General features: G+C 38.7%; 13 protein-coding genes. 4 read left to right on the top strand and 9 right to left on the bottom strand.

All coding sequences use genetic code 11. The annotated features are described in order from the left end of the window. Nucleotides 1-64: 64 nt before the first annotated feature. Nucleotides 65-1,468: a MocR-like pyridoxine biosynthesis transcription factor PdxR gene (pdxR, locus tag A6749_RS14525; RefSeq protein ID WP_066390803.1), complete on the bottom strand. Its 1,404-nt coding sequence runs from the start codon at nucleotides 1,466-1,468 to the stop codon at nucleotides 65-67. 102 nt (nucleotides 1,469-1,570) lie between these two features. Here pdxR and A6749_RS14520 point away from each other — a divergent pair, with 102 nt between their 5' ends. Further along, entirely contained in the window at nucleotides 1,571-1,969 is a 399-nt protein-coding gene (locus A6749_RS14520) for a GNAT family N-acetyltransferase (protein WP_180321132.1), read from the top strand. 91 nt (nucleotides 1,970-2,060) lie between these two features. On the opposite strand, the gene A6749_RS14515 is transcribed toward A6749_RS14520, so the two are convergent. The 7 genes from A6749_RS14515 to A6749_RS14485 all read right to left on the bottom strand — a co-directional run bounded on the left by A6749_RS14515 (nucleotide 2,061) and on the right by A6749_RS14485 (nucleotide 9,916). Then, nucleotides 2,061-2,840 carry a DeoR/GlpR family DNA-binding transcription regulator gene (locus A6749_RS14515; RefSeq protein WP_066390799.1) on the bottom strand — a complete coding sequence of 260 codons (780 nt, stop codon included), beginning with the start codon at nucleotides 2,838-2,840 and terminating at the stop codon, nucleotides 2,061-2,063. Nucleotides 2,841-2,864: 24 nt separating this feature from the next. Continuing rightward, nucleotides 2,865-4,046, bottom strand: a complete 1,182-nt coding sequence (locus tag A6749_RS14510) for a saccharopine dehydrogenase family protein (RefSeq protein WP_066390797.1) — start codon at nucleotides 4,044-4,046, stop codon at nucleotides 2,865-2,867. Next, nucleotides 4,043-5,158, bottom strand: coding sequence for a 2-aminoethylphosphonate--pyruvate transaminase (gene phnW / locus A6749_RS14505; RefSeq protein WP_066390795.1), 1,116 nt, complete (start codon nucleotides 5,156-5,158; stop codon nucleotides 4,043-4,045). Before phnW ends, A6749_RS14510 begins: the two co-directional genes overlap by 4 nt. A 13-nt stretch (nucleotides 5,159-5,171) precedes the next feature. Further along, entirely contained in the window at nucleotides 5,172-5,969 is a 798-nt protein-coding gene (phnX, locus tag A6749_RS14500) for a phosphonoacetaldehyde hydrolase (RefSeq protein ID WP_066400970.1), read from the bottom strand. A 17-nt stretch (nucleotides 5,970-5,986) separates the two neighbouring features. Further along, the gene (locus tag A6749_RS14495; protein ID WP_066390793.1) at nucleotides 5,987-7,747 is read right to left on the bottom strand and encodes a putative 2-aminoethylphosphonate ABC transporter permease subunit; all 1,761 of its coding nucleotides are present in this window, start codon (nucleotides 7,745-7,747) and stop codon (nucleotides 5,987-5,989) included. Continuing rightward, nucleotides 7,748-8,761 (bottom strand): putative 2-aminoethylphosphonate ABC transporter ATP-binding protein, encoded by a 1,014-nt coding sequence (locus A6749_RS14490; RefSeq protein ID WP_066390790.1) that lies wholly within the window; start codon nucleotides 8,759-8,761, stop codon nucleotides 7,748-7,750. A gap of 81 nt (nucleotides 8,762-8,842) precedes the next feature. After that, complete coding sequence (locus A6749_RS14485; RefSeq protein WP_066390787.1) at nucleotides 8,843-9,916, bottom strand: putative 2-aminoethylphosphonate ABC transporter substrate-binding protein; 1,074 nt, start codon at nucleotides 9,914-9,916, stop codon at nucleotides 8,843-8,845. Between the two features lie 507 nt (nucleotides 9,917-10,423). On the opposite strand from A6749_RS14485, the gene A6749_RS14480 reads away from it, so the two are divergent. Further along, the gene (locus tag A6749_RS14480; protein WP_066390785.1) at nucleotides 10,424-12,463 is read left to right on the top strand and encodes a LamG-like jellyroll fold domain-containing protein; all 2,040 of its coding nucleotides are present in this window, start codon (nucleotides 10,424-10,426) and stop codon (nucleotides 12,461-12,463) included. A gap of 178 nt (nucleotides 12,464-12,641) precedes the next feature. On the opposite strand, the gene A6749_RS14475 is transcribed toward A6749_RS14480, so the two are convergent. Continuing rightward, nucleotides 12,642-13,211 (bottom strand): TetR/AcrR family transcriptional regulator, encoded by a 570-nt coding sequence (locus tag A6749_RS14475; RefSeq protein ID WP_066390777.1) that lies wholly within the window; start codon nucleotides 13,209-13,211, stop codon nucleotides 12,642-12,644. Nucleotides 13,212-13,368: 157 nt separating this feature from the next. Here A6749_RS14475 and A6749_RS14470 point away from each other — a divergent pair, with 157 nt between their 5' ends. Then, entirely contained in the window at nucleotides 13,369-14,301 is a 933-nt protein-coding gene (locus A6749_RS14470) for a DsbA family protein (protein ID WP_066390770.1), read from the top strand. Between the two features lie 152 nt (nucleotides 14,302-14,453). After that, nucleotides 14,454-15,407 (top strand): UV DNA damage repair endonuclease UvsE, encoded by a 954-nt coding sequence (uvsE, locus tag A6749_RS14465; protein WP_066390765.1) that lies wholly within the window; start codon nucleotides 14,454-14,456, stop codon nucleotides 15,405-15,407. The last annotated feature ends 9 nt before the right edge of the window (nucleotides 15,408-15,416 follow it).

Raw genomic sequence — 15,416 nt, 5'->3', positions numbered from 1 at the left:
TTTTGTCTTTTCTATTTTCCTTTCAAACTATCCAAAATAACATACCCAAATATAACACTCAAAATTAGAGCCCCCACGCCTCTTTTAATAACCGAATTCCCGTATCAATTTCCGATTCCGATAAACCACCAAATCCCAGCAGGACTCTAGAATCCAGACTTTCATCAGATTCATGATAATAAATCGATAATGGATATACTTTCACCCCAACATTCATCGCCAGCCTAATTAACTCCTCCTCCGCCATCTTTTTCTTCACTTTCAGTACAATATGAAGTCCCGAATTCGCACCAATCACATTTACCTTATCCCCTAAGTGCTTTTTAATAGCGGACATTAACATAGCGTGCTTTCTACGGTAAAGGGTTCTCATTTTATTTAAATGGCTTTGCCAATAACCCTCCTTCATAAAAAGATAAAGCGTTTGCTGATGAAGGCGGGAGGCTGTCTGTTTATAAATAGTAAAATGCTCTCGATATTTTTCCATAAGCTTTTGAGGCAGAACCATATAACTAATGCGGATTGATGGAATCAGCGACTTCGAAAATGTCCCTAAATAAATGACATTTCCTTTTGTATCCAGCCCCTGAAGCGATGGGATGGGTCTACCTTTATAACGATATTCACCGTCGTAATCGTCTTCAATAATATAGCCATTATTGTCCTCCGCCCATTTTAGCAGCTCCATTCGACGCGAGATGGGCATGATCATTCCAAAAGGAAATTGATGTGAAGGGGTCACATATGCAATACTGGCTTTACTGTTTTTCAATTGCTTCAGATCAATCCCCTCTTCATCAAGTGCAATAGGAATCGTACGGGCACCAAAATCTTGTAAAACAGCTTTAGTTCGATGAAAACCAGGATTCTCCAGGGCAAAGGTATGTCCTTTGCCAATCATCAAACACAATAACCCAATAAGCATCTGTGTACCGGCACCGATGATGATTTGGTCGGCCGAGCACCTCACACCCCTTGAAGCATATAAATACTTAGCAATTTGCTCCCGCAGCTGCAATTCCCCCTGCCGGTCTCCGTTGTAAAATAACTCCCCTTGATCCTCGTATAACGATTGGATGGTCAATTTTCGCCATATGACATATGGAAAATGCTCCAAATCTACCTTTCCGGAATTAAAATCAATTTGAATAGGTTTTTGATTTTGAATACTTTTCACCTTATATGGCTCCAAATACACTTGGCCGGCAGCAATGTCATCCTCTAAGGCTGCAACATATAGTCCCTGCCGCGGTTTACTAACCACAAACCCCTCGGCACTCAGTTGGTCATAAGCAGACATTACTGTATTAACACTTAAACCCAAATAACTGGCCAAAGTTCTTTTTGAAGGCAATTTTTCATTAGCCTTCATGCTTCCCGATAAAATTTCTTGTTTAATATAGTTTGCAAGCTGCATATACAAAGGCTTTACACCGTTTTTTTCTAAAATAGGGGTCATTTCAATCATTCGTGGGTCCCTCCTTGCGTATCTCTGGTACCACTAAAATAACAAAATCTGATTCTTTTAATTATACCAGTTTAACAGTAAATTTTTGAAAAAGGGGGAATGATGATGATTGAGTACAAATTGAATACACCGATTATACCGGAAGAACTGTCACGACTTTTCAAGGCATCTGGTATCAATAGACCAGCTGATGATCTGCCGAGACTGCAAAAAATGATAGACAATGCAGACCTTACTTTCACCGCCTGGGATGATGAAAAACTCGTAGGAATCGCTAGAGCAATTACGGATTTCAGCTATTGCTGCTATCTTTCCGACTTAGCGGTTGACCAAGATTTTCAAAAAAACGGGATTGGTAAAAAGCTTGTGAAATTACTGCAAGAGCAGATTGGAGAAGAGGTCACTTTACTGCTTCTGTCCTCCCCTATTGCAATGGACTATTATCCTCGGATTGGTTTCGAGAAAGCAGATAATGGGTTTAAGATTATGAGGAAGCGATGAATTAATCAATAGATGTTAATTTATTTATGAAATTAAATAAAAGGTTCAAATCATTGATGATTTGAACCTTTTAACCATTTGGGGCACCCTCTTAACAGACAACCCATTTCTCACTTATTCCTTTGTATTCTTTGCTCTTTGCATCCAGCTCGAAGTCCGTAATAATGTAATCTATCTCTTGAACTGAAGCTATTCGATAATTTGCTTTTACGCCAATTTTTGTACGATCAGTCAAGACAATACTATTTTTTGAGTTTTTAATAAAGTTTTGTGTTAGTATTGACTTCTCTAAATCATAGCTTGTCATCCCTGCTTCAAGTTCAAGACCATCAATCGAAATAAATGCTTTATCAGCGTAAAATTCTGCAGCCATTCTTTCAGCTAAAGATCCTGAAGTACGATAATGCCGATGACGAATATTCCCGCCAAGGAAAATAATTTCCCCATCAAATAGGTTTTTATTTGCAAAGGAAATTAACTTTGAGGCTGCCGGAAATGAATTCGTTATGACTGTTAAACCTTTAAACTCTTTCAAACCATCAATCATTTGCAGTGTGGTACTGCCTTCATCAATCATAATAACATCATTATGTTCAATGAACGTCAGCGCCTTTTTGGAAATTTTTCTCTTTTCATCAATGTGTAAAATTTCCCTGTCAAACAAGGTCGGCTCTTCAATGTCATCTGAAACTTTCACAGCACCGCCGTATACCTTTTTTAATTTACGTTCATGTTCTAACTCTTCAAGATATCTGCGGATTGATTCGGTTGAAACCTGAAAATCTTCAGCAAGATCAGCAACCTTGACCTGTCCGTACTTTTCGATCAGTTCTATAATTTTTCTTTTTCTTTCCTCAGCCAGTAACGACATAAAAAACTGCTCCCTTACAACCTTTTAAACGGGTACCGTTTCTCGTAACTTTCCTACCCTTTCATGTATAAATATATCACGCCTTTTTAATTCTTCAAAAATAATACTTGGGTTTTTAAACGCGTCTTCAGGCGTTAAAATCCCTGCTTGTTTTACTTCACCTTTGGCAATTAATTGTACCGCGATGGCAAACGGAATCGCCACATTCCTCGTATAGGCTCGAAGCTTTTCCCATCCTTCTACAGAACCATCTGATCTTGGATGGGTATGTGTGAGAACATGTTGAAATGTTTCCCCATTTTTCTTACCGATTACTTCGACATGTAATGCATACCCATATAATTCTGTCTCCGTGCCTTCTTGTGACTGATATAAATATTCGGCAACACAATCTAAGATTCCTACTTCTTTTCCATTTATGGTAATCAAATCATTTCGTAAAAAACCATAATCATAAAGTGCTTTAACCAGCTGCATATTTTGTTTAGGCCATGTTCCACGCACTTCAATTAAGTGAATGCCTTTTGCTTTTAAAGCCTTTGCTAGCGTTTTTGTCTCTGCATGTGGAATGATATATTGAATCCCTTTTCCATATGGTTCAGGAAGCTCAATTTCCCTTGGGCGTGCAAATGGTGGCACTTGTAGAAATTCACCGTTTTCATAAACAACCCTTCCCGGCAGATTGGGATCATATTCATATGTAGTTGTTTCCGTTATGGATTTTGAAAATGCAATCGGCCGATAGGATCCATGACTAACACGAACACTTTCAACCGTATCCAGCTTGTTAGCAGCATACATAGCCATCATCTGTGTTAACCCCGGCGTCATACCGAAGCCCGGTAAGCATGTTTTTCCTTTTTCAACAAAGGTTTGATGGGAATGATTCTCTTCACCGAATCCATTTAAATTGACGCCATGGCAGCCTGCTTCGGCAATACATGCAGTAGATTTGCCGTTTAATTTAATGGTCGTACCGTCCATAACAATATCATAGCCTTTCATTTTTGCAACGGTCTCATCATGATCCAGCACATTTACTTTCATAAAATCTACCCGCGGGTCATTTAACCATTCAACAACTTTGCGACCTTCTTCTTCATTAAAATCCGCTACCGTTATTTTTTCAAAATCCGAAAATTGAACTAAGTCTAAAACAGCTTCTCGGCAAATTTTCCCTGCTCCTCCAAGACAGAAAACCTTCATATCTTCACAGCTCCCTCAAGTTTCAAACATGATTCATTTACAGCATTTATCAAATTGATAATGTCGTTTTCATAAACTTCCCCAATATTTCCGATTCTAAATGTATCTATTTCCGAAACCTTTCCAGGATAGATCACAAAACCATTTTGCTTTAATGACAAATAAAATGAGCGAAAATTAAAAGTTGAATTAGGAAAACAGAAAGAAGTAATAATCGGTGATTGGTACTCTTCTTTAACCAAAGGTCTAAACCCGATCTCCTCCATTCCTTTGGCAAGGATTTTTTGATTATTTTTATAGCGCTTATGTCTTGCTGGAATCCCGCCCTCTTCTTCTAGTTCCATTAGTGCTTGATAAAATGCATGGACAACATGTGTAGGGGAGGTAAACCGCCATTTGCCATGATTGTTTTCCATCGTTTCATACTGATCATAAAGATTTAACGATAATGAACGGGCATTCCCTTTGCATTTTTCCAATTCATCTGTTTTTGCAATGACAAAGCCAAATCCCGGGACACCCTGGATGCACTTATTCGCACTTGAAATTAAATAATCTATTTGATAATCATGTACATCTAAGTCAATGCCGCCAAAACTGCTCATCGCATCAACGATTGTTATTTTGTTATATTTCTTTGCCAGACGGCAAATCGCTTCAATGGGGTTTAAAATACCTGTCGTCGTTTCACAATGAACAACCGCTACGTGTGTAATGGTGTCATCACTTTTTAGGATTTGCTCTATTTCCAGAATATTAACTGGCTCTTGTTCATTCGTAATACTAACTACGGTATCTATATTTAACACGTTTGCTATTTGGATCATTCGTTTTCCGTAAGCGCCATTTGCCGCGATTAAAAGTTTTCCAGACTCTTTTGGCATAACAGTACCAATGACTGATTCAACAACAAACGTCCCGCTTCCCTGCATTAAAACAGACGTATATTCATGTCGATAATGGGTGGCTAAATCAACTAGTTTTCTCCTGATTTTTTGAACAAGCTGGTTGTATTCGTCATCCCATGTACACCAATCTTTAAGCATGGCAGAGCGAACATTTTCAGATGTGGTTAGCGGCCCTGGTGTCAATAATAGATATGCGTTATTCACATTCTTCATCCTCTCACAGTTCAACTAGTTCTTTTTTATCAATCTCTTCAACGACACTTACCAATTCATGGATAGAATCAATGACGTAATGTGCCCCAGCATCAAATAACTTCTTCCTCACCGTTTTCATTTTTTCTTCAAGCATTGCTGGATCCAGCCCTTTGACCTCTTCTTCAGAAAGCCCTAGCGTACTGCTGCCAAGAACGATACCAACCGTCCACATCCCTGCATTACGTCCTTCTTCCATGTCAATCTTTGTATCACCTACCTTTACTAAACGATTCATCGGGAAAACTTCCAATTCCATGGCATTTTGATAGCACATCCAAGGATAAGGACGTCCGCTTTTCACTTCATCTGAGGCGATATAAAAATCAGGAGAGTAGCCTTTTTCTTTTGCTCTCGGATAAACAATTTCGATCATCTCTTTGGTATAACCAGTAGTTGAACCGATTTTCAATCCACGGTCTCTAAGGGCTTGAATTGTCTCGGTCACTCCTGGAATCGGTGTTGTAAAATCAGGCAAAATTTCAAGCAGTGTCCGCTCAAAATCATCGTTCATTTCGATGACATCCTGTTCTGTTGGTGCTTTACCGGTTTTAGTGATCCATTCATTCCTTACTCTTGGCATTTCTGTAAGCGTGCGAATATGATCAATTTTAAGCATACCCATCGGTTCGCGCGCTTCCTCTAACGTAATGTCAACACTTCGCTTTTTAAACACTTCGAGAAAAACGTTTAAAGGCGCAAAACACCCATAATCGATTGTCGTCCCTGCCCAATCAAAAATAATTCCTTCAATATTTGCCATCATTACATACACTCCTCTTAATTTTCATTTGTAAGCTGCCAACGTTCAGTCCTCTTTTTCAATCTTTTAAGTCCTAATTCATATAACAATTTCACGACAATGTTTGTGAAAACAATTAATACACTCATCGCTGCTGCAGATGCCCAATTTCCGGCATCATCCATATTGACAATGGAGATGGCCGCTAATTTAAAATCAGCAGAATAAAGAAAAACAACAGCTGAAATAGTCACCATCGAATTAACAAAATAAAACATCGACATTTCCAGGATCGCCGGAAGGCACATTGGTACCGTAATTTTAAAAAAAGTTTTATAAAGTGGTATTCCCATAGATTCCGAAACCAATTCAAATTCCCGGTCAAGCTTTTTTAAAGCCGTTGTCGCTGTTACAAATGCCACTGAGTAAAAATGAAGAATATTTGCCAGAACAATGATCCAAATCGTCCCATACAGCGAATGAAACGGATTGGAAATCGACCAGTTCAAAATGATGATTTCCGGCCTGCTAAAGAAAAAAACGTAGCTTATGCCAATTACTAGCCCTGGAACGGCAAGTGGAATAATCGATAAAAGGTAGCTGATTTTTCGATAAACGAACAGCTTACGTATTTTTTCAATCGCATAGGCAAATAAAAATGTCAGAATTGTTCCGAGAACCGCAGTTAAGAATGATACAATCAAACTATTTTTATAAGCTGCTAATCCATCACCGGTATAACTTGAAAAACTAAAATGGTCCAATGTCAAATGAAGATTGTATGGCCAAACTTTTACTAATGCCGCAGCCATCACAGCAAACATGAGTATAAGGATAAACCCCGTTAGGAAGGAACAGTAGAGAAACGCAGCAAGGTCTCTTTTACGATTTTTCCCTATTTTATAAGGCACAGATTTTGACGATAGATACGTAGATTGCTTTCGCTGGGTCATTTGATCAACGATAAAGGCAAAGACAGCAGGTATCATTAATATAAAACCAACCGTGGCACCCATTGATAGGTTTTGCTGACCGACAACTTGTTTATAGATATCTGTTGCTAAAACATTGTACTGCCCACCAACTACTTTTGGTGCACCATAATCGGTAAAGCTCAATGTAAAGACTACGAACATCGAACTAATCAAACCATATTTGGCACTGGGGAGCGTAATCGTTAAAAATTGTTTCCATTTACCCGTTCCAAGTGTTTCTGCAGCTTCATAAAGCCGATTGTCCGTTGTTTTTAACGTAATCAACAAGATTAAAAACGCCTGCGGGAATGTATATACAATCTCTGCCATTATGATTCCGACAGGGCCGTAAAGATGAAGATCCATACCTGGAAATAACCCGAAAAAGCCTTTTGTAATGAAGCCTTGATTACCAAATAAGTACATTAGGGCAATTCCGTGCATCATCGTTGGCGCAAACAAGGGAAGAAGTGCCATATAACGGAAAATGCCTTTTCCTACTATTCTTGTTCTAGTAATCGAGTAAGCGTAAAAAAAGGCAAGTGTGACAGAAATGAACATCGTGATAGTTGAAATAAATAAAGTATTTTTTAAAGACGAAACAAGTGTGGCTGTCTGAAAATATTCAATAAAATTTTCTATACCAACAAATATATTGTCTTTGTTGTACAAAGCTTGGGCAAATAACGCAAGCAGAGGAAACACAAGCGTTATCAGAAAAAATGCCAAAACCATGGTGACTAATAATCGCTCTAGCCATTCATTTGCCCCAATTCTCAGTTTTACTTTTTTGTTCGGGCTTATATCGGTTAATACTGAATTCATCTACACAACCACCTGTTCTTCATATGCTAACAATTGCTCATGTGGCAGTGATATTGAAATTTTAGAACCTTTTCTAATATTAAATTGTTGAATGGCCTGGGAGGTCATATCGACTTTCATGACCCTATTAAACAGGAATGAAGTTTGCTCATTCACTCTAACTTGAAGACGATATAAAGGTCCCCTGAATTCCACATGCTCCACAAACCCCTCGACCCCTCCTTTTGCGTTGATTTGGACATGCTCTGGTCGTATGGCCATCGTTCGTGTACAATGGTTCTGCTCTTTCCATAGATTTATCGATCCGATAAAATCAGCCACAAAAGGATTTGAAGGTTGATAATAAATCGTTTGTGGTGATCCAACTTGCATAATTTCAGCATTATTCATGACAACAATTTTATCTGCCATTGTTAATGCCTCCTCTTGATCATGGGTTACCATAATGGTTGTAATTCCAATTCTCTCTTGGATAGAACGAATCTCGCGCCGCAATTTTTCACGGACCTTTGCATCTAACGCTGATAACGGCTCGTCAAGCAGCAAAAACTTTGGTGAAAATGCGATTGCACGGGCTAAAGCAACACGCTGCTGCTGCCCTCCGGATAAATGTGCGGGGTACTTGTCTTTTACATGTACTAAATCTACCAATTCCAGTGCTTCAAGAGCGCGGTCTTTATACTCTTTTTTAGAAAAATTGCGATTTTTTAATCCATATTCAATATTTTGGAGAGCGGTTAAATTTGGGAACAGTGCATATGATTGAAAAACAATCCCAAAATCACGTTTACTTGGTGGAAGTGCTGTAATGTCCTTCCCATCAAGCTCAATCTTACCGGATGTCGCTTCCTCAAGTCCTGCAATAATACGTAATAATGTGGTTTTTCCGCAGCCGCTCGGACCAAGCAAACAAACAAATTCATTTTTCTTTATGCTAAATGATATTTCGTCTAAGGCCGAAAATTGCCCAAACTTTTTACTGACATTTTTAATATTTAAAAAAGAGGTGCTCATTGGAAATTCTCCTCTCCTTTTTTAGAGGTTATTGTAATCACCGCTGCGGGAAAAAGGGGCTTCCCACAGCACTACAGGATACTATTCTTTCGGTTCCGCTTTTTTACCGAACTGCGAATCCCAGGTTTTCAGGATATCATCACGGTTTTCAGCAGCCCATTTTAAATCATTTCCTTGGAGCATTTTCTTCTCGACGCCTTCTGGAAACCCTTCAGGCTTTTCAAAGTCATTTTTCATGGTAGAAAAACCATTTGCATCATAGTATTTTTTCATTACATCATCTGTAATGGCCCAATCCAGAAACGCTTTCGCTAGTTTTTCGTTTTTCATATCAGCTTTTTTAATCAACGCATTTGCTTCTACATCCCAGCCTAACCCTTCTTGAGGAAGAATCACTTCAACCGGGGCACCTGTTTGCTTTTGCTGAATGCCGCTGTAAACGAGCGAAATACCAATAGGATACTCACCTGCTGCGGCTAGTTTTGCCGGTTTAGAACCAGAATGTGTGTATGTAGCAATATTTTCATGCAGTTTGGTCATGAAATCCCATGCTTTTTCTTCCCCCATCATTTGCAGCCAAGCTGAAATGGTTAAAAATCCTGTTCCGGAAGAAGCCGGGTGAGGCATCACTATTAAATCTTTGTAATCTGGCTTTACTAAATCTTCATAGGATTTCGGCACAGGCACATTACGTTTTTTCAGCTCCTCCGTATTCACAACAATACCTGTTTGGTATGCTGTATTTCCAATCCATTTTTCGGGTTGGTCGGAATCCTTATAGGGAGGCAATATTTTATCGCTTCCTTTTGGTGTGTATCCTTGGAGCATATCTTTTCCTTCTAACGCCAGCAAACTTGAAGCAGATAATCCCCAAACTACATCCCCTTTTGTATTTTTCCCTTCAGATAGAAGCTTCGCTGTAATTACTCCAGTGGAATCACGGACGATATTCAATTTAATATCCGGATAAGCTTCATTGAAGGACTTGAGATAATCTGGAATCAACTCTTCCTCTATAGCCGTGTAAACTGTTAATTCACCTGAAAACTCCCCTTCACTCTTTCCACCCTCAGATGCTGCTTTTGAATTACCGCAGGCTGCTAACAACATTAATGAAATAACACCTACAAACAATTTAACAATGTGGTTTTTCATGGTTTCCTCCCCTTTATGTACGAAACTTATCAACAATCCTACTATAAAACCACAATATTAAGCTTGTATAAACAGAATGTAAAGATATTGTTTTTTGTGCTTTTTTGTTGATTATTATTGTTTTACTTAATTAATTTATATCTCCTTATCAACGACATAGAAAAGTCGACGGGAGAGAAGGTAAGAAGATTTGATTAGCCGATCTTGTTATTCAATTTGAAGGTATAATCTAAAACAATTCGAGTTCATCGGTAGAATGGTAAGAATAGAGAGAATATAACATGTCTTGGTTATGTTTGTTATTTAAAAGGTAGTTTAACAGTCAGCTAAAACCACAAAACACAAACTATTTTTAAAGATTAAACTGACCACTCGTATTGTTTTATTTGTTTTTTTTGTGTATTATTTACAAATTATTAAAATATACTTTACAAAAATCTACTAATTTATTTACATTCGCTTCTTACAATTGAGAAGTCAGATTATTAAAATTTGGAGGGAAAATGAATGAAATCTAACATGTTTAAAAAAGTAGCAGTGGGAACAACATTAACCATGGCGATGTCATTTGCTGCAGTCGGTAAAGATATCCCATATAATATCCTGTCCCACAATATGTCGTCCGTTGTATTTGCTAATGAAGAAACCGTACTAGACTTGAAGTTCGACAATAATGCGAACGATAGCTCTTCAAGCTCTGTTTCCGCCGCGGTCTACGGTAACCCTGCATATACCCAAGGACGGATCGGACAAGCCATTAACTTTACATCCACAGGGCAATATGTTGATTTAGGCAATCGAAGTGAGCTCCGTTTCGGTGAAAGCACTGATTTCTCTATATCCTTCTGGATTAAATCAGATGGGGTCAATGGGGATCCTTCCATTATTTCGAATAAAAACTGGAATTCTGGAAGTAACACTGGATGGATACTGGCCTTGAACAGTGGAGGCAATCTTCTATGGAACTACAAAACATCTAACAGCGGGCGATTGGATTCCAGCATACCGAATGTAGCCGACAGTAGATGGCATCATATCGTCGTCTCACATGATCGAGATGGGAGCGCCCGCTTTTACAAAGATGGAAACCTAGTCAAAGAAATAGATATTGCTAATTTAAAAGGAACGCTCGACTCCCCATATACAACCAAAATTGGGCAGGACGGTACAGGAATATACGGAGCTACTTTGACTGCAAAGTTAGATGATCTTAAGATTTATCAAAAAACCTTGACCGAAACGGAAGTTCGCTCCATGTACGATAATGCACCTCCGCTTCCACCCACTCCTGTAGAATCCGTTTCCCTGGATCAAACTGAACTCAACCTAAAAGCGGGTGCACCTATGCCGCTGACAGCAACTGTCACTCCAATAGATGCGACGGTAAAAGAGGTTGAATGGAGCTCCAGTGATGATACAGTAGCGAAAATCGAAATGATTAACGGACGTCCCACCATTATTGCCGGAAAGCCTGGCGTTGCAACAGTTGTGGTTAAAACGGTCGATGGCGGCAAAATAGCGACAGCCAATGTACGTGTCACTAACTCCATCGATGTGTCAGGAGATGGGCTGTTAACGAAAGATGATCTATTACTCATACTGAAAAACCAAAATAGTCATGAAGGTGACAATCGTTGGAAACAAGCTCAAAAAGCTGATATTAACGGTGATAAAGTAGTGGATCGGAGCGATGTACAAATAATGGAAGAAAAATTAGCTCCTTACAAGAAAGACTTCCTATACAAACGAGTAGTATTCATTGGAATTGATGGAGCTGGAAATGGGGTAAAAGACCCTCAGGCAAACGCAATAAATGTACAGAAGCTAATGAGTGAAGGTGCCGGAACATATGAAGCAAAAGCCATGCTGCCAACGATTAGCGGGCAAAATTGGGGATCCATGCTCCATGGGGTTGTACCTTCAAAACATGGTCTAAACAATGGAAATATAGATAATCCTTACCCAGAAAAAAATCCTTATCCATCTTATATGAAATTGCTGAAACAAGAACGTCCTATGCTTAAGCAAGCTTCCTTTACTACATGGTCACCGATCAATAAAGGAATTATTGAAGATTCTGCAGGAGCTTATAAAGTAAATGGTGGTAACGATACTAATACAGCACAAAAAACAGTAGATTATATCAAAGCTGAAGGTAAAAACAGTCGAAATATTTTTGTTCATTTAGATGAAGTGGATGGTGCCGGTCACAATTATGGCTATGGCAGTGCAAAATGGTATGAGGCATGGCATAAAGCTGATCAACAAGTTGGCCAAATTGTCAAAGCTATAGAAGAAGAAGGACTTATGGACGATACCCTAATTATCGTCACAACGGATCATGGTGGAAAAGGTACAGGTCATGGCGGAGCCTCCCAAGAAGAGCAGACCATTTTCTGGACTGCTAAAGGAAAGTCGATTAACCCTGGCACAGTATTAGCTAATGTAGAAAATATAGATACTGCTGCCGTCATTGCCCATGCGCTGCGTCTGGATATTCCGGAAAATTGGGATGCAGAAGTTCCTGAAGGACTTTTTAATAAATAAAAAATGAACTGCACCCTTTCAAGTAGACAGTATAATAACTAAAATCACGATAATGGCTTTAGCTCGATCTTCTATTGGGTTAAGGCCATTATTTAGGCGAAATGAAGGAAACATTTCGCACTATTACTGCTTACCACCGAATTCTCGCTTAAATTATTTGACGATTAGCTATTTTTTCTTATTTTTCAGCCCCAAAATCAACCCCAGACATGATAAAAGGAATGGCTGATTTGATAAATTCTTCTGGAGATATATTCTTATTATTTCTTCTCCATTCTAAAGAAGCCCCGTAAAGTCCCCAGCTTAAAATGACAGCTGTAATTTTTAGCGCTTCATCCTCTTTCGTGGTATTTTGCTTTAATAACAATTTGTAAAAAAGTATTTCAAGCTGGTCTCTGATAATACGTGCAATGGTTTCTTCGTAACCTCTATGGCAGCGATTGGATAAAGACTTTTGGAAATTCGTGATCGCTATGAACATACTAATGATTGATTCTTCATTTAGTTCGTTTTTCTCGAAAGCCTCACAATCTAAATTAATCAACAATACTTCTGAAAGGACCTTTTCCAATAGGTCATATATATCTTCAAAATGATAATAGAATGTTGCTCGATTAATCATAGCCTCTGTTGTAATATCTTTAACAGTAATATCCTTAAATTCTTTTTTAGCTGAAAGTTCAATAAAAGAATCCATGATTAATTTGCGTGTCCTTAGTATTCGAGGATCCGTTTTCGATTGAGCCATTTCAGTGCCCCTCCCACTTTTTCAACAATTTTTACAATGTGTTGGATAAACGACAAATCCAAGGAACTATTGGTATTGATAATTCTCATTATTTACTAAAATACAATTATAAAGCAAATAAGAGGCTTCATTAAGAAATTATAAGGGGCGAATGAGAATGACGAATAAAAACAATATGATTTGTGATTTGGAAACAGGTGTATGCGGCGTAACTGAAGAGGAAGAAATGGAGGTAATTGATTTCAACCAGCCAAAAAAGTCAATTAATCTATATTATGTGACAGATCCAATCTGCTCTCACTGCTGGGCGCTCGAACCGGTTCTTCGCCGTTTTCTAGAGCAGTATAGCCACTATTTTAACTTCCATACGGTTATGGGAGGATTGCTTGAAAAGTGGGGAGACGGACCCGTTGATTCTGCAAACGGCATTTCGGGGCCTGCTGACGTTGCCGGTCACTGGAGGGAGGTTGGAGAATACTCACGTATGCCTATTGATGGATCACTCATGATTGACAATCCCGTTCAATCATCCTATCCACCTTCTCGTGTGTTTAAAGTGATTCAAAAACATCATAATGATGAAAAAGCATATGAATATTTACGCCGTGCCAGAGAAGAGCTTTTTGCATTTAATCGAAATATTGCAGACCCATCCGTTATGATTGACATCATCACGAAGCTCGGACTTGATGGAGAAGCCATCGTTAAGGAAGCGGAGCAGCCAATCGGACAGCAATTACTAAATGAAGATTTTGCTCTTGCCAGAAGCCTCGGTGTCAGAGGATTTCCAACGATCATCATGATCAATGAAGAAAATAAAGGCGTAAAAATTGTTGGCGGCCGCCCGCTGGAATACTATGTTGAAGGATTAAAACAAGTTCTAAATGTCGAAGAGCTGCAGCCAAAACAACAGCCTCCCCTTTCAAGCCTGCTTGAAAAAGAAAAACTGCTGTTTTCAAAAGAAATTGAAGTAATGTACGATGTTGAAAAATCGTATATAAACACATTTGTTGAACAACAGCTTTCACCAAATAGTTATCAAGTAAAGGAACTACTCGAGGAAGCGTACTTTTTACCGCAAAATAAGTGATATTAAAAAAAGGGGGCTGCTTAATTGCTGCCCTTTCTCTATTTAACCTTCCATTTCTCAGCAAAATTGTATAAAGGACCGTATTCAGTAAAGCATAAAAATAACTCAGTTACGAAGTTTTTTTAAAAGTGGATTAATAAGGGGAAAATTGAATGAAGATTCGTTTCGGCTATGTAGCAAATCCATTGGGATTATGGGATGCCAGTCCATCAAAATCGTTAACTTTTGCACGGTATTCAGCTCTTCCGCAAAATGAACGAATGGACAAGCTCAAGGCTGTAACCGCCCAAAACTTACATCACACAAAAAGAATTTTGTATTATAACATTGCGCATGAGATCAAATTATATCGACTTTCAAGCTCGCTTGTCCCCTTAGCCACCCATCCGGAAGTGATGTGGGATTTCCTTACTCCATTCAAAAAAGAATGGGAAGAACTTGGACAGCTCATCCAACAATTCAAGCTTCGTGTAAGCTTCCACCCTAATCAATTTACACTATTCACCAGTCCAAGAGCAGAAGTGACAGAGAATGCGGTAAAGGACATGGAGTATCATTATAAGATGCTTCATGCGATGAATGCGCTGGAATCAGGAATTATTAATATACATATCGGCGGAGCCTACGGTGACAAACAGGAATCCTTAAAACGCTTCCATCAAAATCTAAAGAAATTGCCAGTGGATATCAAAAAACATATGACACTGGAAAATGATGATAAGACTTACGATGTAGAGGAAACACTTATGACCTGTGAACAGGAAAGTATCCCCATGATTCTTGATTATCATCATTTTATGGCAAATAAGGGCGAGGTTGACCTTTCTCATTATTTGCCGCGCATTTTTCATGCATGGAATGGTTTTAAAGTTATGCCAAAGGTTCATCTATCTTCACCAAAGTCGGATCAAGCCTATCGTTCTCATGCAGATTTTGTCTCTTTAGACTTTGTCCTTCCTTTTTTAAAAATGGCAAAAGAAATGAATCAGGACTTTGACATCATGATAGAAGCCAAGCAAAAGAACCTAGCAATGTTAAAACTTGTAGAAGATATAGCGGCTCTCCGTGGGGTCAAGCGTATTTCAAGCGCGACCGTGGAATGGTAAAAATAGAGC

The organism is Neobacillus mesonae, from assembly GCF_001636315.1.
GTDB classification, from domain to species: domain Bacteria; phylum Bacillota; class Bacilli; order Bacillales; family Cytobacillaceae; genus Neobacillus; species Neobacillus mesonae.
This window is presented reverse-complemented; position numbering and strand designations above follow the sequence as displayed.